Origin of the sequence: Caproicibacter fermentans, assembly GCF_009746625.1 — a bacterium.
Taxonomy (GTDB): Bacteria; Bacillota; Clostridia; order Oscillospirales; family Acutalibacteraceae; genus Caproicibacter; species Caproicibacter fermentans.
Genome location: NZ_VWXL01000046.1, coordinates 26984 through 48341, shown reverse-complemented (window position 1 = coordinate 48341; position 21358 = coordinate 26984). Strand labels below are relative to the sequence as shown.

Genomic DNA, 21358 nt, shown 5'->3' with positions numbered 1-21358 from the left:
TTCATATCCCTCCGGTTTTCCGATTGATAATGCTTTCATTATAGCATCCCTTTTCCGCGATTTCCATCCCTTTCCGAGGAATACTCAGCAGCAGAGCGGAGCAGAGAACAAGGAGGGCGGCGGCAGCGGGAGGAGCGGCCGAAAGCGCGCCGCTGACAGGACCCGCAAAACTGCAGAAGACCGCCTCTGTTTCCGGAAATAAAAGCATCAGACCCCAGGAAACGGCCGCGGAAAGAACCGCCTGGAAGAAACGGGACAGAACGAAACGCGCTTTGTTGATTTTCAGTTCCGTCAAGGTCGACAAAACCTGAAAATGAACACAGATTCCTCCCCAGCCAATGGCGGCGGAAAAGACCCAGGGGGGAACGCCCAGACGGGCCAGGTCGGAGCATCCGCCCGTTACCTCCAGCAAAGCGGAAAGAGCTGCCGAGCGGGCCGGGTCGGAACAGCCCATCCTGATGAGATTCATCAAAGCTGCGAACAAAATGACAAAACAGCACATGTTGATTGTGGAGTGAGCCGCATCGGCCGCGGATGTAATCAGGGCCTGGGACGCGCCGTATGCTTTTGCCCTTTTTCCGCCGAGCTTCGGTGCCTCTCTTTTTGCGGTCAGCCCGCTGCCGATGCCAAGCAGCAGAAAAACGATTCCCTGAGCGGCGAACAGAATGGCGCCCGCCTGCGGGCTTTTTAAAAAACCTGCGCCGACGGCGGTAATCACAAAAGACGGGCCCGCGTTCACGCAAAACCCAAGCATACGCTCTGCCTGTTTTTGGCTGATTTCGCCGTCTTCATAAAGGGAAGCGACAGAGCGGGCCCCGGCGGGGTACCCGCCGATCAGGCTCATCAGCACGGTGGGGGCCGCGCTGCCCGGCAGGCGGAACAGCTTTTGGGTGGGGCCCTCAAAGATCCCGCTGATTTTTCGTGAAAGGCCGCTTTTAACAATAAAAACGGAAAGCACCATGAACGGGTAAAGGGAGGGAACAAGAACTTCCAGACAATAACCGATGCCGTTTTTTGCGCCCTGTGCCGCTTGTACCGGGAAAATCAGCAGCGCGCAGGCGGCGGTCAGCGCTGCGAGAAGCAGCGCTCCGGTTTTAATCCTCATGATAATGAATCACCCCATCGTTTATGTATATGTGTCCCTGCGGATATTTACCCCTTTTTCCGCATAGCATTAGGTGTAATCACAACGGGAGCGGGGGATCACTTTGGGGAACAAAAACAATTTGCTGGCTCGCGCCGGACTCGGCATGCCAACTCATATGGAGATTAACGGGAATACGGAAGCTGTGGTGGACGGGTGCAGCGGTGTGCTGGAGTATGACTCGGACGTGGTTCGCATCCGTACGGGCAAACTGGTTGTCCGTTTCACCGGAAGAGGCCTGACGATCAAATGCCTTACAGCGGAATCTCTTGTGGTAACGGGTTTTTTTACGGGAATTGAATTTCTGGTCTGAGGTGTTGTGATGTTTTCGCTTCAAATTACCAGATGGATTCTGGGATATGTCCGTTTTTCGGTGATCGGCGGCAGCCCGGAACGCTTTTTCAGCTATTGCGCCAGGTCCGGGATCATTCTGTGGAACATCAGTTCCCGCAGCGACAGCGGAGCCTGCGTCTCCGCCGGTCTGTACAGAAATCTGCGCTTTATGGCGCGCAAAGCCGGGTGCCGCCTTCGCGTCAGGGAACGCCGGGGCGTACCGTTTCTCCTTCGAAGAACGCGCACCCACAGAGGGATTGTTTTCGGAACAGCCGCGTTTACCGTGATTCTGATTCTGCTTTCCCTGCATGTCTGGTGCATCGATGTCACGGGAAATACTACGCTGGATTCCAGAGCGGTGCTGTCCGCGCTTACCGAAAACGGTCTTTATCCCGGGGCAAGAATTTCAGACGTCGACACGAAAAGAATTGAACAGAAGCTGATACTGATGTTTCCGAAGATCCGTTGGATGACCATTAATACGCAGGGCTGCACCATGCAGGTCTGTATTCAGGAAAAGACGGAGCGCCCGGAGATTGAACAGGAAAGCGGCGTCTGCAACGTGAAAGCGGCGTCGACGGGGCAAATCGTCGCAATCCGGATTTTTTCCGGCACGGCGCAGGTAAAAAAAGGAGATGCCGTGGTAGAGGGACAGCTTTTGGTCAGCGGCGTGGTGGAAGACGAATTCGGAGGAAGCACGTTCGTTCATGCGAAGGCGGAAATCATCGCGGAAACTTCTCGCTCCTGCGAGTTTCGGATTCCGCTGCGGCGGAGCGTTCGGCAATCCACGGGTTTCACTGCGGTTCGCAGGAGCCTGCGGCTGTTTGGGGCTAATATCCCGCTTACGCTGACCGGAAAGCCGAAGGGAGATTGCGATGTTTCAGGAACACAAACGGATGTCAGGCTTTTCGGCACTCTTCTCCCCGTCAGCCTTTACGAGGAGGACTGGACCGGGATGCGCACCGTCCCCGTAACAGTCACAAGGCAGCAGGCTGTCGCCGAGGCGAAAAAAGATCTCGCCGAATATGAAAAAAATCTGCCTCAGGGCACAAAGATTTTAAGCTCCTCCGCATCCGACAGGACGGAAAAAGAAACACTTATTTATTCCGTCACTCTGAAATGCGAGGAAAACATTGCAAAAGAGTCGGAAATATTAATAAAATCGTAATATAATTTTGTATATTTTATGGTGACGAAATCCTATAATTGTGCTATAATAAACTAAAATCTATCCGGCAGGAATTTTGTTCCTGCTCAGGGCTTTAGGTGATGGGATGTTTGAACAAAGGATCAATATAGACCGCATGGAGCAGGCTGTCGCACTGTTCGGCAGTTTTGATGAAAATATCAGGATTATCGAACAGGAGTACGGCGTCTCCATCGTCTACCGCGGCGGTGAAATGAAGGTTTCCGGCGAGCCGGACGGCGTGGGTAAGGCGGTCCGCGCGATCGAGAGTCTGCTGTCGCTGATTAACCGGGGAGAAGCGCTGAGTGAACAGAATGTCCGCTACTGCATTTCCCTTGTCAACGAGGGAAGTGAAAGCAAAATAGAAACTCTCGCCGGCGACTGCATCTGCATCACCTCCAAAGGAAAACCGGTCAAGGCGAAAACGTTGGGGCAAAAGCGCTATTGCCAGGCGATTCAAAGCCATACGATTACAATCGGCGTCGGGCCGGCGGGAACGGGGAAAACTTATCTGGCTGTGGCGCTTGCTGTCAAGGCGTTTCGCGCGCAGGAGGTCAATCGGATCATCCTGACCCGCCCTGCCGTGGAAGCCGGGGAAAAGCTGGGCTTTCTACCGGGGGATTTGCAGCAGAAAGTGGACCCTTATCTGCGTCCTCTCTACGATGCTCTTTTTGACATGCTGGGTGCCGAAACCTATCAGAAATATGTCGAGCGCGGCAATATTGAGGTCGCGCCTCTTGCCTATATGCGCGGCAGAACGCTTGACGACAGCTTCATCATTCTGGATGAGGCGCAGAACACGACGCCCGAGCAGATGAAGATGTTCCTTACAAGACTGGGCTTTAATTCCAAGATGGTGATCACCGGCGATATCACGCAAATCGACCTGCCGGACGGCAGAAAATCGGGGCTGCGCGACGTCCTTCATATTCTGAAGGGCATTGATGATATTGCACAGGTTCGTTTTTCGGAAAAAGACGTTGTGCGCCACCGTCTGGTGCAGGATATTATTAAGGCATATGAAAAAAATGAAGAAGCGGGGCGATAGAAGTTGGAGAAAATAAGAGTGATTATTGACAATAAGCAGAAAGCGGTCAAAATACCGACCGGGCTGCGCATGCTGGTACGCCGTTGCTGCAATGCCGTGTTGAAGCTGGAGAAATTCGAAGGCCCGGCGGAGATCAGCGTGATTTTTGTCGACAACGAGCAGATTCAGAAGCTGAACGCGCAGTACCGAGACAAGGATGCTGCGACGGACGTGCTGTCTTTCCCCATGGGCGAAAACGGCGTTTATGATATTAACCATGCGACCGGCGCCAAAATTCTTGGGGATATTGTCCTTTCCATGGAAAAGGCGGTGGAACAGGCGGATCGTTACGGGCATTCTCTGGAGCGTGAGGTCGGTTACCTGACGGCGCACTCCATGCTGCACCTTTTGGGATACGATCACGAAAAGGGCGGTATCGCGCGAGTCCGTATGCGCGAAAAGGAAGAAGAAGTCATGATGCAGCTCGGTCTGCCGAGCACGGCCAGTTATGTTCTGGACGAGGATGAGGAATAGGATTGCGCTTTTTAAAAAGCTTTAAGTACGCGTTTCGCGGGATTGTTTACTGCATTAATAATGAGCGAAATATGCGGATACACACAGCAATAGCGCTGTATGTGTTTGTGTTTTCGTTTTTTTTTCATTTGACGCGGGTTGAATACGCCGTACTGTTTTTAACCTTTGCGCTGGTTTTCGCGGCGGAGCTGTTCAATACGGTTGCGGAAGAATTGTGCGATTTGAACGCGGCGAGCTTCAACCCCGTTGTGCGCATCGTGAAGGACATGGCGTCCGGCGGAGTCCTTGTGTGCGCCGTGTTTTCCGTTACGGTCGGTGTATGCCTTTTCTGGAAGCCAAATGTTTTCGCGCAGATTCTTTGGCATTTTACACAGCATCCGATTCTGCTTTTGCTGCTGCCCCTCTTTACGGCGGCTGCTGTCTTTTATATCGTGCTTGGACCGCTTGGAATCCGCGACCGTCTGCGGAGAAGAAAAAACGGAAATAGGGAGAGATTTTTTGGTGGAACAGGGAAGTAAAAAATCAGCGTTTATCGCGATTGTCGGAAGGCCGAACGTAGGCAAATCGTCGCTTTTGAACTCCATGCTCGGGCAAAAGATAGCGATTGTTTCACAAAAGCCGCAGACCACGCGCACACGCATTATGGGCGTCCTGACGGAGGAAGAAACGCAGACTGTTTTTATCGACACGCCCGGGTTGCTTCAGCCTCGCAATCGTCTGGGGGAATTTATGGTGCGCTCCGTTCTGGAATCCGTTTCCGGCGTGGATGCCTGTCTGCTGGTGGTGGAAGCGGGAAGAAAAACCTCCCGCTCCGCGCTGGAACTGATCGACCGGTTCCGGTCGCAGAACATGCCGGCGATTCTGGCCATTAACAAAATCGACCTGCTGCAGGACAAGACTGCCCTGATGGAACAGATTGCGGGTGTGACCCGGCTTTATGATTTTGAGGCGGTGGTTCCCGTGTCAGCCAAGACCGGCAGCGGAGTTGAGGATCTGAAAAAGGAGCTTTTTGCCCTGGCGGAGCCCGGAGAGCATTTCTTTGACGACGATACCCTGACCGATCAGCCGGAACGGGTGATCGCCTCTGAAATTGTGCGGGAGAAACTTCTTCGGCTTCTGAGCGCTGAGATTCCGCACGGGATCGGGGTCGTGGTCGAACGGATGGCGGAACGGCCGGACCGCGGCGGGATTACCGACATCACCGCAACCATTTACTGTGAGCGCGAATCCCATAAGGCGATCATCATTGGCAAAAGCGGGGACATGCTGAAACGGGTCGGCACCTATGCGCGCAAGGATATGGAGCAGTTTTTCGGCTGTAAGGTGAATTTGCAGCTCTGGGTAAAAGTGAAGGAAAACTGGCGCAACCGTCAGTCCGCGCTGCGGATGATGGGCTACGACTCATCCGGATTCGACGCCTGACAAATTTTTTAGAAAGCACACTTTTCTTGAAAATTGTGTCATTTTATGGGGTAAATTCATTTATTTACCGCTCATAGATACTGACGAAAGGCAAATACTTTGAATAGTATCATAAAAAGGAGCGGTAATCTTGGATAAGAAGACAGCATGGGATAGTTTTCAACATACGGGAAGTGTCAAGGATTACTTGATCTACAGTCAGCTGCGGCAGGTTGACGAGGAGGAACAGTTGCGGGAGGACCAGAATGAGGACGGACGCCGAGGGCTTAGTTATCATGGAGAAATGCGTGGGTGACAGCGATCGGCTGATCACCGTCCTCACAAAGGAAAAAGGAATTTTGCGGGCTTTTGTTCAGCGGCCGGGCCGGGCCAAAAACGGCAGGCTTTCCGCGACAAGGCTTTTCAGTTACTCCCGCTTCACAGTTTTTGAGGGGCGGGATAAATACATAATCGACGACGCCCGGCCGATCGAAGTGTTTTTTGACCTTCGGAAGGATATCGAGCGTCTTTCGCTTGCCCAATATTTCTGCGAGCTTTCCCTTGCCCTTGCTCCGCAGGATTCGCCCGCCGGAGAATATCTCCGCCTGGTTCTCAACGCGCTTTATTTTCTTGGCCGCGGGGACCGGCCCGCGCGCATTATCAAATCGGTCGTGGAAATGCGCATGCTGGCCCTTTCGGGCTATCAGCCCGATCTGGTCGGGTGTTCGGAATGCGGGCGGTTTGAATCGGATACCATGTATTTTCTTCCGGTCTCCGGCAGAATTATCTGCGGAGAATGCGGCTGTCCTCAAGGGGAAACGTCTGTCCGACTGGGGCGCGGCGCAATGGCAGGTCTGCGGCATACGATTTACGCGAGTCTGGAAAAAGCCTTTTCCTTCACGCTCTCTCCGCAGGGAACGGAAGAATTGGGGCGGGCCGCGGAAGCCTATGTTCTCAGCACGCTGAGCCGCGGTTTTGCCACTTTGGACTTTTATCACGCAACGGCCGGGGACACCGGGTGGAGAGGGTAAAAAGATGGAACGGAAAGAGAACCTGAAAATCCGTTTGGCGGCGCAGTCGGATTTTTCGTGGATTTTATCGCTTTATGCAGGCGCGACGCGGAAAATGCGCGACGAAGGCATCGACCAGTGGGACGAGCGTTATCCGGACAGAGAGATTTTGCTGCAAGACGTTGAGCGGGGTGAAATGCTGCTTTTGACAATGGACGGGAAACCGGTTTCCGCAGTTGTGCTGAACGCGGAGCAATCGCCCGAATATAAAGCGGTCGAGTGGCATATTGGTAGAGTGGACCCGCCGGGGGTAATCCACCGGCTTTGCGTCGGGGCGCAGGCGCAGGGAAAGGGCTTGGGAAAGCGGACGCTGGAGGCCGCCGAGCGGCGGGCTTATTCGCTTGGGTACCGTACCATACGGCTCGATACCTTTACGAAAAATCCTGCGGCGGTCAAACTGTATGAGTCTGCGGGTTATAGCAGGGCCGGGAATGTGACGTTCTGCAAAGGAACTTTTATCTGCTTCGAAAAACTTCTGGATGGTGAAACATGAAGCTGGAATTGATAAAAGGCGGATTTACGGTCTGTAGGATTCAAAACATAAAGGATGCTTTCCTTTCCGGAGACTTCGTCTCCGTTACAGTAACCAGGGATGAAATTTCACTGGTCTGCCCGACGGGAAACGTGCCGGAGCACTGCGTCAGCCGGGAAGACGGCTGGGCCTGTGTGAAAGTGCTTGGCCCTCTCAATTTTTCCCTGATTGGGATTCTGGCGCGGATCTCCGGAATTCTGGCGAAAAATGAAATCAGTATTTTCGCGGTGTCGACATTTGACACGGATTATATTCTGATGAAGGATGAAAAGCTGAACCAAGCCGTTGCGGCTCTTAGGGAAAATGGTTACGAGTTCTCTGAGTAGCGGCCTGTAAGGGAGGAAAAACAAATACATGCCTAGTGAAGGAATACAAAAGCACGCGCGGGCTCTGGAGCTGGATAAGATATTAAAGCTGCTTGCGTCCAGAACCGCGTGCGACGACGCGGCGCGGATTGCGGAAAATCTGGTGCCGTCAACATCCCCGGATGAAGTCGGAAGGCTTTTGCAGGAAACCGACGACGCTTATGTGATGATGGCCCGTTTTGGGGCCCCGCCGTTCGGCGGGCTGACCGACGTGACGAATTCCCTGCGAAGGGCTCAGGCCGGAGGAATGCTGACCATGGCGGAGCTGCTGAGGGTTTCCGGGCTTCTGCGCACGCTGAGGGCCGTTGTGGAATGGCGAAGCAAAAGCGAAGGAGTGAAAAGCTGTCTGGATGACCGGTTCTCCATGCTCATGCCGAATCAGTATTTGGAAAACCGCATCAATCAGGCGATTTTATCGGAAGAGGAAATGGCGGACGGCGCTTCGCAGGCGCTTTCCGCAATCCGCAGAAAAATCCGAAACGCATCCTCCAAAGCGCGCGAGGTTCTTGACAGGATGATCCGGTCCGCGTCCTATCAGAAATATCTTCAGGACCCGATCGTCACCATCCGCGGGGGGCGTTTCGTCGTCCCGGTCAGGGCCGAATACCGCAATGAAGTGCCCGGCCTTGTACACGACACATCCGCCAGCGGCTCCACTTTGTTTGTGGAACCATTGAGCGCCGTCGAATTAAACAATCAGGTGCGGGTGCTTCAGTCGGAGGAAAAAAAGGAGATCGAGCGGATTCTCTCGGAGCTTTCCGCGGAAGCCGGGGGATTCGCCGACACAATTCTCCGCGGGTATCACACGGCGGTGGAACTCAATGTAATCTTTGCCAAAGCGGACCTCGCTTACCGGATGAAGGCAACGATGCCGAAGGTGAACGACCGGGGGCGGATCGTGCTGAAAAAGGCCCGCCATCCGTTGATCGACCCCAAGGCCGTGGTACCGACGGATATTGAACTGGGCACACGGTTCGACACCCTTGTGATTACCGGGCCGAACACGGGCGGCAAGACGGTTTCGCTGAAAACGGTCGGCCTGCTTACCCTGATGGCCATGTGCGGACTGATGATTCCCACGGCGGAAGAGAGCGAGATTTCCGTTTTTCAGCAGGTCCTTGCAGACATCGGCGACGAACAGAGCATTGAGCAGTCTCTGTCAACCTTTTCCGCGCATATGACAAATATCATACAGATCATGAAGCAGGCGGGGCCGGGCAGCCTGATTCTTCTGGACGAGCTCGGCGCGGGGACGGATCCCGTGGAGGGCGCGGCGCTCGCGGAGGCAATTTTGGAAGCCCTTCGCGCGAAGGGCGCCAGAATCGCGGCGACCACGCACTACGCGGAGTTGAAAGCCTATGCCCTGCAAACACAGGGAGTGGAAAACGCCTCCTGTGAATTCAATGTCGAGACCCTTCGGCCCACCTACCGCCTGCTGATCGGCGTGCCGGGGCGTTCCAACGCGTTTGCCATTTCGCTTCGCCTTGGACTGGAGAATCCGGTTGTCGAACGGGCGAAAGACCTTGTTTCTCAGGAAAACACAAGATTTGAGGATGTGGTGCAGACTCTGGAATCCAGCCGCCAGAAGCTGGAGGGTGAGCGCGAAGAAGCGCGGCAAGCCCGGTTTCGGGCGGAAGAAATGCGCCGTCAGGCGGAGGAAAAGCTGGAACAGGTCCAAAAGGAAGCGGACGGCGAATTGGAGAAAGCGCGGGAAAAAGCGGCCCAGCTGGTCGCAAGGACCCGCGCGCAGGCCGACTCTATTCTGAACGAGCTGGAAGAAGTGAAAAAGCAGCGGAACAAAGCGCTGACCGCGGAACAAAAGGCGAGGATGAACGCCGGCATGAGGGAACTGGAAAACGGAGCCGACCCGGTCCGCGAAAAGGGAAACGGGGACTATGTCCTTCCGCGTCCGCTCAAAGCGGGCGATGCCGTGCTGATTTTTGATCTCGATAAAAAGGGCACGGTGATCCGTCCGCCTGAAGGGGATTCCGGCGAGGCGCTGATTCAGGCCGGTATTCTCCAGACGCGCGTTCCGGTCTCGAACCTCCGGCTTCTGCGGGAAAAACCGCAGCGCGCGCCGGTTGGCAGGGTGACCCGGAACGTGACGTCCCGCGCGACGGCGAAGGTGACGACGGAATGCGACCTGAGAGGGCAGGCCGCGGACGAGGCGGTCATGAATCTGGACCGCTTCCTTGATTCCGCGCTGCTCAGCGGGGTCGACCAGCTGACCGTGATTCACGGCAAGGGCACCGGCACGCTGAGAGCCGCCGTGCAGCAGCACCTGAAGAATCATCCGAGCGTCAGAAGCTACCGCCTCGGCACGTTCGGAGAGGGTGAGTCCGGCGTAACGATTGTGGAACTCAAATAACGCAGAACAGAAAAAGCGCAGACGTTAAACCGCAGCGGCCCATTTGAATGTTATTATGATGGGAGGGAAAACCATGCAGCCAAAACACATGCGGGGAAAAAGCACGGGGAGCAGAGTCCTGACGGGGGTTCTCTCGGTTCTTGTCGTACTGTTGGGAGCCTTGTGCATTCTCAGCTGGATGATTTTGAACGATCCGAACGCGGGAACTTCTATGCCGCAGCCGTCGGACGCGGCGGTTTCCAAGGTGATTTCGGCCTCCGTTGCAGGCAAAGAGGTCAGCCTGACGCCTGAGGAAGTGAGCGGCTGGCTGAATTTTCTGATCCAAAAGGATAAAAACGCACCAAGCGGCTCGGAATTTACGGCTGTTTCCGTCACGGCGGGAGAGGACGGCACGGCGGATGTCTATGCCCCCGTGCGCTACGGCGGCAAAACGTTCGGCGTTCTGATGAACGTGTCCCCTTCGTTCGATCAGGCGTCGGAGCAAATGAAGTTTGCCGTCAACTCGGTGCGCGTTGGGCGGCTGCCTGTTCCTGTCGGCTTTGCCATGGACTATCTGGAGAAAGGACTGCCGTCCCTTCTTGCCCGCAAGGACAACACGCTGGCCTGCAATACGGCCTCCTTGTTTCGCGTGGATTACTCCGGCGCGTCCGCGCAGCTCAGGATGACCCAGATGAAACTGCTGAATCAGCTTTTTGTTCTTCAATTCAGAATCCAGCTGGGGCTCACCGGGTGAAATATCCCTTGACAGCCCCTTGGTTTTATAGTATAATCATTGCCTGTAAAGAGAAATAACTTTACACCGTAACGGAGGCGGTCAGATGGCGAAGGATTTGAATATTTCGCTTCTGCTCGATTTTTACGGTTCAATGCTGACCGAGAAACAGAGGCGGATCGTCGAGTATTATTACGACGACGATCTGTCCCTTTCCGAAATCGCGGAAAACGAAGGCATCACCCGTCAAGGTGTGCGCGACTTTGTCAAGCGCTCCGAAGGGCTGCTCCTTGAAATGGAGCAAAAGCTCGGCCTTGTCCGCAGATTCCGCGAAATGATGGACGGTCTTCAGAAAATCGACGAGGCGGCGGGCCGCATCCGGGAATATAACGAACACTATATTTACGCGCGGGAAATTGATGAAAGCGCGAAGCAGATTTTGGAAATTACCCGCAGGCTCTGCGAATAGGAGGAACCGTTTTGGCGTTTGAAAATCTATCGGAAAAACTTTCGGCGGCGTTCAAGCGCCTGCGCTCCAAGGGCAAGCTCAATGAGTCGGATGTGAAAGAGGCCATGCGGGAGGTCCGTCTTGCTCTTCTGGAGGCGGACGTCAACTACAAGGTTGCAAAGGACTTTGTCGCAAAGGTGAGCGAGCGCGCCGTAGGAAACGAGGTCATGGAAAGCCTGACTCCGGCGCAGATGGTCATTAAGATTGTCAACGAAGAGCTAACGGCTTTGATGGGCGGAGGGGAAACCCGGCTGAACAGCCCGTCGTCCCCCCCAGCGGTCGTGCTTTTCTGCGGGCTGCAGGGTTCCGGTAAGACGACCCACGCCGCGAAGCTGGCGCTGATGCTGAAAAATCAGGGCCATCGTCCGCTTCTGGTCGCGTGCGACGTTTACCGCCCTGCCGCGATTCAGCAGCTGCAGGTTCTGGGAAGCCAGGCGGGCGTGCCCGTGTTCGAACAGGGGGCCGGCGACCCGGTGAAAATCAGCCGGGAGGCCGTGAAGCACGCAAAGGACTACGGCAACGACTTTGTTCTGATCGACACCGCCGGACGTCTGCAGATTGACGAGGCTCTGATGGACGAGCTTCGCCGAATCAAGGAAGCGGTTCCTCCCACCGATATCCTGTTGGTTGTGGATGCCATGACCGGTCAGGAAGCGGTCAACGTGGCGAAATCGTTCCATGAGCTTCTCGATATCACGGGCGTGGTCCTGACCAAGCTAGACGGAGACGCGAGGGGCGGCGCAGCGCTGTCGGTGCGCGCCGTGACCGGCAGGCCGATCAAATTCGCCGGCATCGGTGAAAAGCTCTCGGACCTTGAGGTGTTCCATCCGGACCGCATGGCGTCCCGCATTCTGGGAATGGGCGACGTGCTTACTCTCATTGAGGACGCCCAGAAGAATCTGGACCAGAAGGCCGCCCAAAAAGCCGCGGAAAAGATGATGCAGAACCGGATGGATCTGAATGACCTGCTCGACCAGATTCGCCAGATGAAGAAGATGGGGCCGATTCAGGATGTTCTGAACAAAATGCCGGGAATGGGCCAGCAGCTCAAGGATGTGCAGATCGACGACCGGCAGATTGACCGGACGGAGGCGATCCTTCTTTCCATGACGCCGCAGGAACGCGAGAAGCCGGAGCTGATGAACCCGTCGCGCAAAAGGCGGATCGCCGCGGGGAGCGGCATGAAGGTGGAAGACGTCAACCGGCTTTTAAAGCAGTTCGAGCAGACCCGCAAGCTGATGAAGCAGTTTAAGAAAAAAGGCATGCGCCGGCGCTTTGCCGGGATGGGACTGCCGTTTTAATTTGAATTCACCCGGCTTTCGGGCCGGTGAAGATAGATGCAAGGTTCGTGGAGGTGAAACAAATGTCAGTAAAAATCAGACTTCGCAGAATGGGCGCCAAGAAGGCTCCATTCTACCGCATTGTTGTGGCGGATTCCCGTTTTCCGCGCGACGGACGTTTTATCGAGGAGATCGGATATTACAATCCGCTCGAGGAGCCGTCCGTTGTAAAGGTTGACGCTGAAAAAGCCAAGGCCTGGATCGCTAACGGTGCTCAGCCCACCGATACCGTTAAGGTTCTGTTCAAAAAGCACGGTGTGCTTTAAGAAACAGGGAGGTGCCTTGTCATGAGGGAACTGCTGTTATCCATTGCTCAGGGCCTTGTCGAGGCCCCGGAACTCGTCCGCGTGGACGCTGACGAACCGTCTGAGGACGGAACGGTCGTATATCATCTTCATGTCGCAGAAAACGACATGGGCCGGGTGATTGGCAGGCAGGGCCGGATTGCAAAGGCGATCCGCGTCGTGATGAGGGCTGCCGCGACCCGAGACGGCAGCAAGGTCGCCGTGGAGATCGACTGATTCGGTTCTTCGGGTTTCCGTTCCTTCAGGCCCGGACGTTTTGCGCGGGCCTGATAAGATTTAGAATGCAGAGTAGAATTTTGCGCGTTAAGTGCCGCCTGGACAGGGAGTTGCCGGACGGACGAAAAGGAAACTTGCGGTGCAGAGTTCGCATCCCGCTGCTACATAGTTTGGGGGAAACCTCCTTTATGTAGCATGAATACAAAAGGAGGTCTTTTCTATGAAATTTTTTTTTAACTCCGTCAAACTATCCAACGGACGCAGCGGTGTCATGTCCCTTGCCGCATGCGGCATGCTGCTTGCTCTCGATGTCATCCTCGGGATGTTCACTCTCAACCTGTCTCCGATTCTGAAGATCGGGTTCTCATTTCTTTCGGTCGCGGCCGCCGGCATGCTGTTCGGCCCGGTGGCCGGCGGAACGGTCGGCGCTCTTGGCGATATCATTTCTTATTTTATCAATCCGACGGGCCCCTATTTTCCCGGCTTTACGCTGAACGCTTTTTTGTCGGGAGCCGTCTACGGCTGGTTCCTTTACAAAAAGCCGGTTACTCTGCTCAGGTCTGTTCTTGCCAAAACCGTCGTAACGGTGCTCGTCAGCCTTTGCCTGAATCCCCTGTGGCTTTCCGTTCTCTACTCAAAAGCATTTTTTGCCGTCCTCTCGGCACGTATCTTCACCAATCTGATTCTGCTGCCGATCGACTTTTTGCTGCTGTTCGGACTTCTGAAAGTCATGGAAAAGGAACCGTTGTTTCATATGAAAAAATGAATCTTTATTTTTTGGAGGAGTTATGCAGAAGAAATATCTGGAAGCTGGAAAAATTGTGGGTACGCACGGCATTAAGGGTGAACTCCGTGTTCAGCCATGGTGCGACTCCGCCGAATTTCTGACGCGCTTTTCCACTCTTTATCTGGAAGCAGGGAATGTTCCCGTGCACGTGCTTTCCTCCCGCGTGCATAAGGAGCTCCTGCTGATGGTGCTGGAGGGAGTGGACTCGGTCGAAAAAGCGGACACATACCGCAACAAAGTCCTGTATCTTGACAGAAGCGACGTCACGCTTCCGGACGGCCGCTATTTTATGCAGGATCTGGTCGGACTGGATGTTTACGACGCGGATACGTTTCTGTATTACGGGACTTTGACCCGAGTGCTTCGCACCGGTGCCAACGACGTTTATCAGATCACTGCGCAGGACCATAAAAATTACCTGATTCCGGCGGTTCCGGAGTTCATTCTGGGGATCGACCTGGAGAAGGGGAAAATGATGATCCGCCCGATCAGGGGGATTTTTGACGATGAGGATTGACCTGCTGACGCTTTTCCCGGAAATGTGCGAAACCGTCATGGCGGAGAGCATCATCGGCCGGGCCCGCAAAAAGGGCGCGGTGCAGGTCTGCTGCCATCAGATCAGGAATTATGCGCTGGACAAGCACAGCACGGTCGACGATTCCCCGTTCGGCGGGGGAATGGGAATGCTTTTAAAAGCGGAGCCGATCGCGCTGTGCATGGACGACCTGATTGCGCATCTGGGAAAGAAGCCGCACACCGTTTATCTTTCACCGCAGGGGAAACCCCTGACGCAGCGGCGGGTAGCGGAGCTTTCGGAGCTGGACGGGCTGGTGCTTCTCTGCGGGCATTACGAAGGCGTGGACGAGCGCGTTCTGGAAGCTTATGCGGATGAGGAGATTTCAGCGGGGGATTACGTCGTAACGGGCGGGGAACTGCCCGCGCTGATTTTGGCGGACGCCGTCTGCCGCATGATTCCCGGTGTTTTGTCTGACGCGGAATGCTTTCAGGAAGAAAGCCATTTTCACTCCCTGCTGGAGTATCCCCAGTATACCCGTCCGGCAAACTGGCGCGGGCGGCAGGTGCCGGAGGTTTTGCTCAGCGGGAACCACGGCCTTGTGCGCCGCTGGCGCAGGGAGCAGTCGCTGGGGCGGACGGCGAAAAAGCGCCCGGAGCTTCTCGCGGACGCGGACCTGACGGATGAGGATCGAAGGTTTTTGTGCTCCCTTTCGGATCATACCGAAAAAGAAACATCTTAAATCTTTTGCATAGAATAGGAAAAGCGTGTTCACACGGCCGTCCGCCCGTTAACGAAGCTCCGTTTCCGAAAGATCGGTTCGTTTGATAAAAATTCTGTTTTAAATTCGCATTTTCAGCTTTTGTGAGCATGCTCGGGCGGGATAATCGGCAGACAGAACAAAAACTTTCAACAATTACGTCATAATGCACAAATGAGCCTTTGCGTGGGACTCTCCGTTGGGCAATCAATCCAAAGTTTTTGATTAACGTTGACGGCCCGTCCAAACGTGCTATAATATATATGGTGACGAATAATATCGTGTTCTGTTTTTCGGAATGCCTTCGGATACGATTTTGTGTAGGAGTGGATTTAGAATGTATGTAAAAGAAGTTCTGGTTCAGAATCAGGTGGGCCTGCATGCCCGTCCGGCAACTTTTTTTATTCAAAAGGCGAATGAATATAAATCTTCCATCTGGGTGGAAAAAGAGGAAAGACGCGTCAACGCGAAAAGCCTTTTGGGGGTTCTTTCCCTTGGAATCGTCGGCGGGACGAATATCAAAATTATCGCGGACGGGTCCGATGAGCAAGAGGCTGTGGACGGCTTGGTTCAGCTGGTGCAGTCCGGTTTCTCCGAATAAACAGTTGAAACATATGGCACCGCTTGATTGCGGTGCTTTTTCTTTTTTGTATCGTGACGAGCGGGAAAGGAGGAGCAGTGGTGTTGACCGAGCAGGAGAAGCACAAAAAGGAGCTCAGGGCCCGGGCCATGCGCCTGCCTTTGAGCCCGGGCGTATATCTGATGCACGACAAAACCGGGAAGATTATTTATGTTGGAAAGGCCAAAGCGCTGAAAAACCGGGTCAGCCAATATTTCGGCTCCGAAAAAAACCATGACGACAAGGTGCGCCGCATGGTTGCGAGCGTGGATACGTTCGAGTACATTTTGACAGACAGCGAATTCGAGGCGCTTGTCTTGGAATGCAGTCTGATTAAACAATACTCTCCCAAATACAATATTTTGCTGAAGGACGACAAGGGGTACCACTACATTCGGGTCAGCTCCGGCCCGTGGCCGAAAATTTCGGAAGCGAAACAGGTCGCCGACGACGGGGCGGAATATATCGGGCCGTATGTAAGCTCCTGGTCCGTCAAACAATCGGTGGACGAGGCGCTGAAGATTTTTCGTCTGCCTTCCTGTACCAGAAAATTCCCCCAGGATATCGGCAAGGGCCGCCCGTGCCTGAATTTTTACATTAAACAGTGCTGTGCCCCATGCAGGGGAAAAATCAGCGAGTCCGAATACCGCGAGTACGTTTCGGAAGCCCTGGAGTTTCTACGCGGCGGCAGCGCCAAAAGCGTTCGCGCCCTGACGGAGAGAATGGACGAGGCTGCGGAAAACCTGGAGTATGAGCGCGCCGCGCGGCTGCGCGACAGAATCGCGGCGATTCGCAAGATGAGCGACCGGCAGAAGGTGGTAGCGTCCCGCGTAAAGGAGCAGGATGTGATCGCGCTGACGCAGGGGACTGAAAAAAGCTGCTTCGAAGTGTTCCGTTTTCAGAATGGAAGGCTGTGTGACAGGGAAACCTTTCTGATGGGGGAAACCGGAAAAGCGAAAGAGGCGCGAAGCGAATTTCTCGAACGGTATTACTCCATGCGCGACAGAATCCCTCCGCGTGTCTCACTGGACGGACCGGCGGAAAACGCGGAGCTGCTGTCCCAATGGCTGACGGAAAAGGCGGGCAGAAAAGTTACGATCACGGTTCCGCAGAAGGGGGAACAGGCACAGTTGGTTGAAATGTGCCGCAGCAACGCGGCGGAGCAGCTTGCCCAAAAGACGGGGCGCACCGGGCGGGAAGCTTCGGCGCTGGACGAACTCGCGCGCCTGCTCGGCCTGCCGGAACCGCCGGCCTATATTGAATCTTATGATATTTCAAATCTTGCCGGCGGGGAAAACGTGGCGGGCATGGTTGTGTTTGAAAACGGAAGGCCGCTTCGGTCCGCCTACCGCAAGTTTAAAATCCGGACGGTTGTCGGGCAGGACGATTACGCCTCCATGAGGGAGGTACTGTCCCGCAGGCTGGAAGAATACGAAAAAAACAGGGAATCCGGCGAGGGATTCGGCCGTTTGCCCGATCTGATCCTGCTGGACGGCGGAAAGGGACAGATTTCCGCCGTGAGGCCGGTTTTGGAGGAGGCGGGGCTTCCGATTCCTCTCTTTGGCATGGTCAAGGACGACAGGCACCGTACCCGCGCGATCGCGAAGGACGGCGGAGAAATCGCAATCAGCTCCAATCGGAGCGCGTTCACGCTGGTTTCTTCCATTCAGGAGGAAGTTCACCGGTTCGCCGTTGGGTATCATCGGCAGGTGAGAAAGAAAAATTCCATTTCCTCTTCGCTGACCGCCGTGGAAGGAATCGGACCCGCGCGCGCGAAAGCGCTGCTCAAACATTTCAGAACGGTTGCCGCCGTGCGGAACGCGACGACGGAGGAACTTTCCGCGGCGCCGGGAATGACAAAACCGGCGGCCCGGAAAGTCTATTCCGCGTTTCATCCGGAGGAACCCGCCCGGACCGATTGACAGAACCGCCGGTTCATGGGATAATAAAAACCAAGTCGGATTAAGGTGGAGAAACTATGAGAGTCATTACCGGTTCCGCCCGGGGAAAGCGGCTGTCCGTTTGCGCGGGCGACGCCGTTCGGCCAACTCCGGATCGGGTCAAGGAAGCATTGTTCAGTATTATTCAGTTTCAGGTGGAAGGCAGGCGCGTGCTTGACCTGTTTGCGGGTTCCGGGCAGTTGGGCATCGAGGCCCTGAGCCGTGGCGCGCGGGAAGCCGTTTTTGTCGACGCGGCCCAACAGCCTGCAGCCGTTGTTGCACAGAATCTGGAGAGCACGGGACTTTCGGACCGGGCAAAGGTGAAACGTATGGATTTCGCCTCTTACCTTGCGGGGGACTGCGGCGCTTTCGACCTTGCTTTTCTGGATCCGCCCTACCGCACGGGACTTTTGCAACGCGCAATCCCTCTTGTTGCCGGGCGGATGAATCCCGGCGGTACGATTATCTGCGAAAACCCGACGGACGAACCCCTCCCGGAGTCGGCCGGGGATTTTATCCGCGGCCGTTCCTACAGATATGGCAAAATTGCGCTGACCCTATATAAACACAAGGACGTGACATAAGCCGTGAAAACAGCGATTTGTCCTGGCAGTTTTGATCCTGTTACGCTTGGGCACATGGATATTATCAATCGCGCAAGAAAACTTTTTGACCATACGATTGTTGCCGTTCTGGTCAACCCGGAAAAGCACACAGCTTTTACGGTGGAGGAACGAATCAATATGTTGGAGCGCTGTACCCGGGCTATGGACGACGTGGAAGTCGTCGGGTTCGACGGACTGATTGCGGATTATGCGAGAATCCGGGATGCCGCAGCGATTGTGAAGGGGCTTCGCGCGATGTCTGATTTTGAATACGAATTTCAGATGGCTCTTTTCAATAAAAAGCTGAATCCCGAACTGGAAACAGTCTATCTCAATACAACGGCGGAAAACATGTTTTTAAGCTCCAGCGGAATAAAACAGGTCGCCTGCTTCGGCGGCGATATTTCCAATTTTGTACCGGAATGTATTTTGCAGGATATCGAACAGCGTTTGTGCGCAGGAGGGAAACGGAAATGAGCGTAGACGACTTAATTGACGAACTCTATGATATGGTCGACAAAGCCTGGAGCCTGCCGCTGAGCCGGGGCCGCGCGGTTCTTGACGGCGAAGAGGTCAAGCAGGTGCTGGATGAAATTCGGGAAAACATGCCGAAAGAGATCCGGCAGGCCAAGGCGATCGTGGCGGACCGGACCCAGATTCTTGACGATGCCAGGCGGGAGGCGGAGACCGTTTTGCATGTGGCACAGGAACGTGCGAAAGCACTGATCGCGCAGGACGAGATTGTCAGGCAGGCCCAGCAGAAGGCAAATGAAATCACAGCGCAGTCCCAGGTCAAGGTACGGGAAATGCGCAAGGCCAGCAACGATTATATCGACGACCTGATGAAACGCACCGACGACGGCCTTTCGCAGATTCTTGCCGAGCTGAGGCGGACCAGACAGAACATACGGGCCTCCCAAAGGCAAAATGGAACAGATTCATAAAAAAGGAAAATTTTTACGCCACAAGATTTTGTGGCGTTTTTTTTATGCATGAAAAGCTAATACAAAATATTTGAATAAATATCTACCCGCAATTGACATAATGCAAAAAATGAGTTGCATTTTTTTATGAGTTACGATATAATCAAAACAAAGTGGTGAAAGGTGGGGGCAAGTAGCAGAATGTGGAATCGCTTTCCGCATTTGCCCCGGCAGAGAGGATCGTTATGTTGATCGGAGAGTACCAGCATTCCATAGACCTGAAAGGGCGTGTGATTGTTCCGGCCAGATTCCGAGAGGATCTGGGGGATAATTTCTATGTCACCAAGGGACTTGACGGCTGCCTCTTTGTCCTTTCACCGTCGGAATGGAACCGGCTTCAGGAAAAGATCAGCGCCATGCCGATCTCAAAAGCGCGGGGACTTCAGCGCTTTTTCTTTTCCGGAGCCGTGGAAGCGCAGCCGGACCGTCAGGGGCGTGTCCTTTTGCCGCAGACGCTCCGCGATTATGCAGGTCTGGAAAAAGACGTTACCTTTATCGGCGCTTCCAGCAGAGCAGAAATCTGGGATACCGAACGCTGGACAAGCTTCAACTCCACTTTGACTCAGGACAACATCGCGGAAGCGATGGATCTTTTGGAACTGTAAAGAGGCGCGCCGATGGAATTCTACCATAAGCCCGTATTGTTTGACGAGACAATTAAAAGCCTGAACATTCGTCCGGACGGGATTTATATTGACGGAACGGCCGGCGGCGGCGGGCATTCCCTCGCGATTGCGAAATGCCTGACTACCGGCAGGCTGCTGGCGCTCGATCAGGACCCGGACGCCGTTCGGGCGGCGGGCGACCGCCTGAAAGACTATCCCTGTGCGACGGTTTATCATACTAATTTTTCCAGCATGGACGAAGCGGCTGAAAAATTCGGTCTGGTGCCGGTAGATGGGGTTCTTCTCGATATCGGCGTTTCGTCCTTTCAGTTTGATAATCCAGAACGGGGGTTTTCTTATCACGCCGACGCTCCCTTGGATATGAGAATGAGCCGGGAGGGCGTATCCGCGCGGGACCTGGTCAACACCCTGCCCGAGCGTGATCTTGAGGATATTTTGCGCAGGTACGGGGAAGAGAGCAGTGCCCGAAGAATCGCGGCGGGAATTGTCAGGGCGAGGGAACAGTCGCCGATTGAGACGACCCTTCAGCTCGCTGATATCGTCAGGGAGTCCGTACCCGCCGCGGTGCGCCGGAAACCGGGGCATCCGGCCCGTAAAACCTTTCAGGCTCTGCGGATTAAGGTGAACGGCGAACTGGACAGGCTTTCGGAAGGCCTGGATGCGGCGTTTTCAATTCTCAAGCCGGGCGGTCGTTTGGCGGTTATCACGTTTCACTCGCTGGAGGACCGTATTGTAAAAAAAAGAATGGCGGAATGGTGTTCCGGATGTACCTGCCCGCCGGATTTTCCGGTTTGCGTATGCGGAAAGAAGCCGCGGGCGGAGTTGATTTATAAAAAGGGCTTGTCTCCTACGGAGCAGGAACTGAAAGAGAATCCCAGAAGCCGCAGCGCGCGGCTCAGGGTCTGTAAAAAGCTTGAAGAAACGAAAGGGGAGGAATAAGAATGGCGGCCGGCAATACAGCATATGATTTTGGAATGTTTGAACCAAAACGCCGGGAGGTGCAGGAACCGGCGCGGCAAAATAATGTCATTGAGCTTCCGCGGGAACGGCTGGAGGAAAACCGCCGGCCCAAGCGCAGCGTTTTAAAAATGCTGCCAACAATCCTTTCCTTTCTGATGATTGCCGGCATGGCCGGTGCATACATCTATGGCCAGGTGGAGCTGTCGGAGTTGTCGGATTCCCTTGGCGTTGTTACAAAACAGCTTTCGGAAGACCAGAGCGTTTACACGCAGATGAAAATGAAATCGGAAGCTCAGATGTCTCTTCAATCAGTGGAAAACTATGCGTCAGATCAGCTCGGCATGGAGAAAGTGAATCGGAATCAGATAGAAAACGTGACTCTTGCCGCCGGAGATAAAACGCAGGTCCTACTGCCGGCACAAAACGGAAGTTGGCTTTCAGAACTGGTCGGTTCGATCCGCCGTTTTCTGTCATAAAGGGGCCGGTTTTCCAATATGTATTAATAGCGCGACCGGGAGCGCCT

28 protein-coding genes and 1 riboswitch are annotated in these 21358 nt (G+C 54.5%); of the genes, 27 read left to right on the top strand and 1 reads right to left on the bottom strand.

The features are described 5' to 3' along the window. Position 1 precedes the first annotated feature (1 nt). Complete coding sequence (locus tag CAFE_RS06600; RefSeq protein ID WP_066647858.1) at positions 2-1105, bottom strand: hypothetical protein; 1104 nt, start codon at positions 1103-1105, stop codon at positions 2-4. Between the two features lie 103 nt (positions 1106-1208). Here CAFE_RS06600 and CAFE_RS06595 point away from each other — a divergent pair, with 103 nt between their 5' ends. The 27 genes from CAFE_RS06595 to CAFE_RS06470 all read left to right on the top strand — a co-directional run bounded on the left by CAFE_RS06595 (position 1209) and on the right by CAFE_RS06470 (position 21311). Then, a complete protein-coding gene (locus CAFE_RS06595; protein ID WP_066647855.1) occupies positions 1209-1457 on the top strand; it encodes a YabP/YqfC family sporulation protein in 249 nt (82 codons plus the stop codon). A 9-nt stretch (positions 1458-1466) separates the two neighbouring features. After that, complete coding sequence (locus CAFE_RS06590; protein ID WP_066647851.1) at positions 1467-2645, top strand: sporulation protein YqfD; 1179 nt, start codon at positions 1467-1469, stop codon at positions 2643-2645. Between the two features lie 106 nt (positions 2646-2751). After that, the gene (locus CAFE_RS06585) at positions 2752-3711 is read left to right on the top strand and encodes a PhoH family protein (RefSeq protein WP_066647848.1); all 960 of its coding nucleotides are present in this window, start codon (positions 2752-2754) and stop codon (positions 3709-3711) included. A 3-nt stretch (positions 3712-3714) separates the two neighbouring features. After that, on the top strand, positions 3715-4224 hold the full coding sequence (gene ybeY, locus CAFE_RS06580; protein ID WP_066647846.1) for an rRNA maturation RNase YbeY: 510 nt from the start codon (positions 3715-3717) through the stop codon (positions 4222-4224). Between the two features lie 2 nt (positions 4225-4226). After that, on the top strand, positions 4227-4742 hold the full coding sequence (locus CAFE_RS20000) for a diacylglycerol kinase family protein (protein ID WP_156990158.1): 516 nt from the start codon (positions 4227-4229) through the stop codon (positions 4740-4742). After that, entirely contained in the window at positions 4723-5646 is a 924-nt protein-coding gene (era, locus tag CAFE_RS06570) for a GTPase Era (RefSeq protein ID WP_233452735.1), read from the top strand. The genes CAFE_RS20000 and era overlap by 20 nt, the downstream gene beginning before the upstream one ends. A gap of 130 nt (positions 5647-5776) precedes the next feature. After that, a complete protein-coding gene (locus tag CAFE_RS19655; RefSeq protein WP_166525080.1) occupies positions 5777-5941 on the top strand; it encodes a hypothetical protein in 165 nt (54 codons plus the stop codon). Next, on the top strand, positions 5892-6656 hold the full coding sequence (gene recO, locus CAFE_RS06565; protein ID WP_156990156.1) for a DNA repair protein RecO: 765 nt from the start codon (positions 5892-5894) through the stop codon (positions 6654-6656). Before CAFE_RS19655 ends, recO begins: the two co-directional genes overlap by 50 nt. A 4-nt stretch (positions 6657-6660) precedes the next feature. Continuing rightward, positions 6661-7188 (top strand): GNAT family N-acetyltransferase, encoded by a 528-nt coding sequence (locus tag CAFE_RS06560; RefSeq protein WP_156990155.1) that lies wholly within the window; start codon positions 6661-6663, stop codon positions 7186-7188. Continuing rightward, a complete protein-coding gene (locus CAFE_RS06555; protein ID WP_156990154.1) occupies positions 7185-7553 on the top strand; it encodes an ACT domain-containing protein in 369 nt (122 codons plus the stop codon). The genes CAFE_RS06560 and CAFE_RS06555 overlap by 4 nt, the downstream gene beginning before the upstream one ends. 28 nt (positions 7554-7581) lie before the next feature. Beyond that, positions 7582-9960, top strand: coding sequence for an endonuclease MutS2 (locus CAFE_RS06550; RefSeq protein WP_156990153.1), 2379 nt, complete (start codon positions 7582-7584; stop codon positions 9958-9960). A 73-nt stretch (positions 9961-10033) separates the two neighbouring features. Next, positions 10034-10693 (top strand): hypothetical protein, encoded by a 660-nt coding sequence (locus CAFE_RS06545; protein WP_156990152.1) that lies wholly within the window; start codon positions 10034-10036, stop codon positions 10691-10693. A gap of 85 nt (positions 10694-10778) precedes the next feature. Then, entirely contained in the window at positions 10779-11141 is a 363-nt protein-coding gene (gene ylxM, locus CAFE_RS06540) for a YlxM family DNA-binding protein (protein WP_066647828.1), read from the top strand. Between the two features lie 11 nt (positions 11142-11152). Further along, positions 11153-12481 carry a signal recognition particle protein gene (gene ffh, locus CAFE_RS06535; RefSeq protein ID WP_156990151.1) on the top strand — a complete coding sequence of 443 codons (1329 nt, stop codon included), beginning with the start codon at positions 11153-11155 and terminating at the stop codon, positions 12479-12481. Between the two features lie 62 nt (positions 12482-12543). Then, the gene (gene rpsP / locus CAFE_RS06530; protein WP_066647822.1) at positions 12544-12786 is read left to right on the top strand and encodes a 30S ribosomal protein S16; all 243 of its coding nucleotides are present in this window, start codon (positions 12544-12546) and stop codon (positions 12784-12786) included. A 21-nt stretch (positions 12787-12807) separates the two neighbouring features. Continuing rightward, a complete protein-coding gene (locus CAFE_RS06525) occupies positions 12808-13041 on the top strand; it encodes a KH domain-containing protein (protein ID WP_066647820.1) in 234 nt (77 codons plus the stop codon). A 66-nt stretch (positions 13042-13107) separates the two neighbouring features. Next, positions 13108-13204, top strand: a riboswitch (THF riboswitch). A gap of 57 nt (positions 13205-13261) precedes the next feature. Continuing rightward, the gene (locus CAFE_RS06520; protein WP_156990150.1) at positions 13262-13807 is read left to right on the top strand and encodes a folate family ECF transporter S component; all 546 of its coding nucleotides are present in this window, start codon (positions 13262-13264) and stop codon (positions 13805-13807) included. A 22-nt stretch (positions 13808-13829) separates the two neighbouring features. Further along, positions 13830-14345: a ribosome maturation factor RimM gene (gene rimM, locus CAFE_RS06515; protein ID WP_066647816.1), complete on the top strand. Its 516-nt coding sequence runs from the start codon at positions 13830-13832 to the stop codon at positions 14343-14345. Further along, a complete protein-coding gene (trmD, locus tag CAFE_RS06510) occupies positions 14335-15084 on the top strand; it encodes a tRNA (guanosine(37)-N1)-methyltransferase TrmD (RefSeq protein WP_066647809.1) in 750 nt (249 codons plus the stop codon). The genes rimM and trmD overlap by 11 nt, the downstream gene beginning before the upstream one ends. 355 nt (positions 15085-15439) lie before the next feature. Then, complete coding sequence (locus CAFE_RS06505; RefSeq protein WP_066647806.1) at positions 15440-15703, top strand: HPr family phosphocarrier protein; 264 nt, start codon at positions 15440-15442, stop codon at positions 15701-15703. A gap of 80 nt (positions 15704-15783) precedes the next feature. Beyond that, entirely contained in the window at positions 15784-17643 is a 1860-nt protein-coding gene (uvrC, locus tag CAFE_RS06500) for an excinuclease ABC subunit UvrC (protein WP_228725106.1), read from the top strand. Between the two features lie 56 nt (positions 17644-17699). Continuing rightward, complete coding sequence (rsmD, locus tag CAFE_RS06495) at positions 17700-18245, top strand: 16S rRNA (guanine(966)-N(2))-methyltransferase RsmD (RefSeq protein ID WP_066647804.1); 546 nt, start codon at positions 17700-17702, stop codon at positions 18243-18245. Between the two features lie 3 nt (positions 18246-18248). Then, entirely contained in the window at positions 18249-18743 is a 495-nt protein-coding gene (gene coaD, locus CAFE_RS06490; RefSeq protein WP_066647802.1) for a pantetheine-phosphate adenylyltransferase, read from the top strand. Then, a complete protein-coding gene (locus tag CAFE_RS06485; protein WP_066647801.1) occupies positions 18740-19210 on the top strand; it encodes an ATPase in 471 nt (156 codons plus the stop codon). Before coaD ends, CAFE_RS06485 begins: the two co-directional genes overlap by 4 nt. Before the next feature lie 224 nt (positions 19211-19434). Continuing rightward, positions 19435-19854 (top strand): division/cell wall cluster transcriptional repressor MraZ, encoded by a 420-nt coding sequence (gene mraZ / locus CAFE_RS06480; protein WP_156990149.1) that lies wholly within the window; start codon positions 19435-19437, stop codon positions 19852-19854. A 12-nt stretch (positions 19855-19866) separates the two neighbouring features. Beyond that, positions 19867-20814 (top strand): 16S rRNA (cytosine(1402)-N(4))-methyltransferase RsmH, encoded by a 948-nt coding sequence (gene rsmH / locus CAFE_RS06475; RefSeq protein ID WP_066647797.1) that lies wholly within the window; start codon positions 19867-19869, stop codon positions 20812-20814. A gap of 2 nt (positions 20815-20816) precedes the next feature. Continuing rightward, positions 20817-21311: a hypothetical protein gene (locus tag CAFE_RS06470; RefSeq protein WP_066647794.1), complete on the top strand. Its 495-nt coding sequence runs from the start codon at positions 20817-20819 to the stop codon at positions 21309-21311. Positions 21312-21358: the final 47 nt, after the last annotated feature.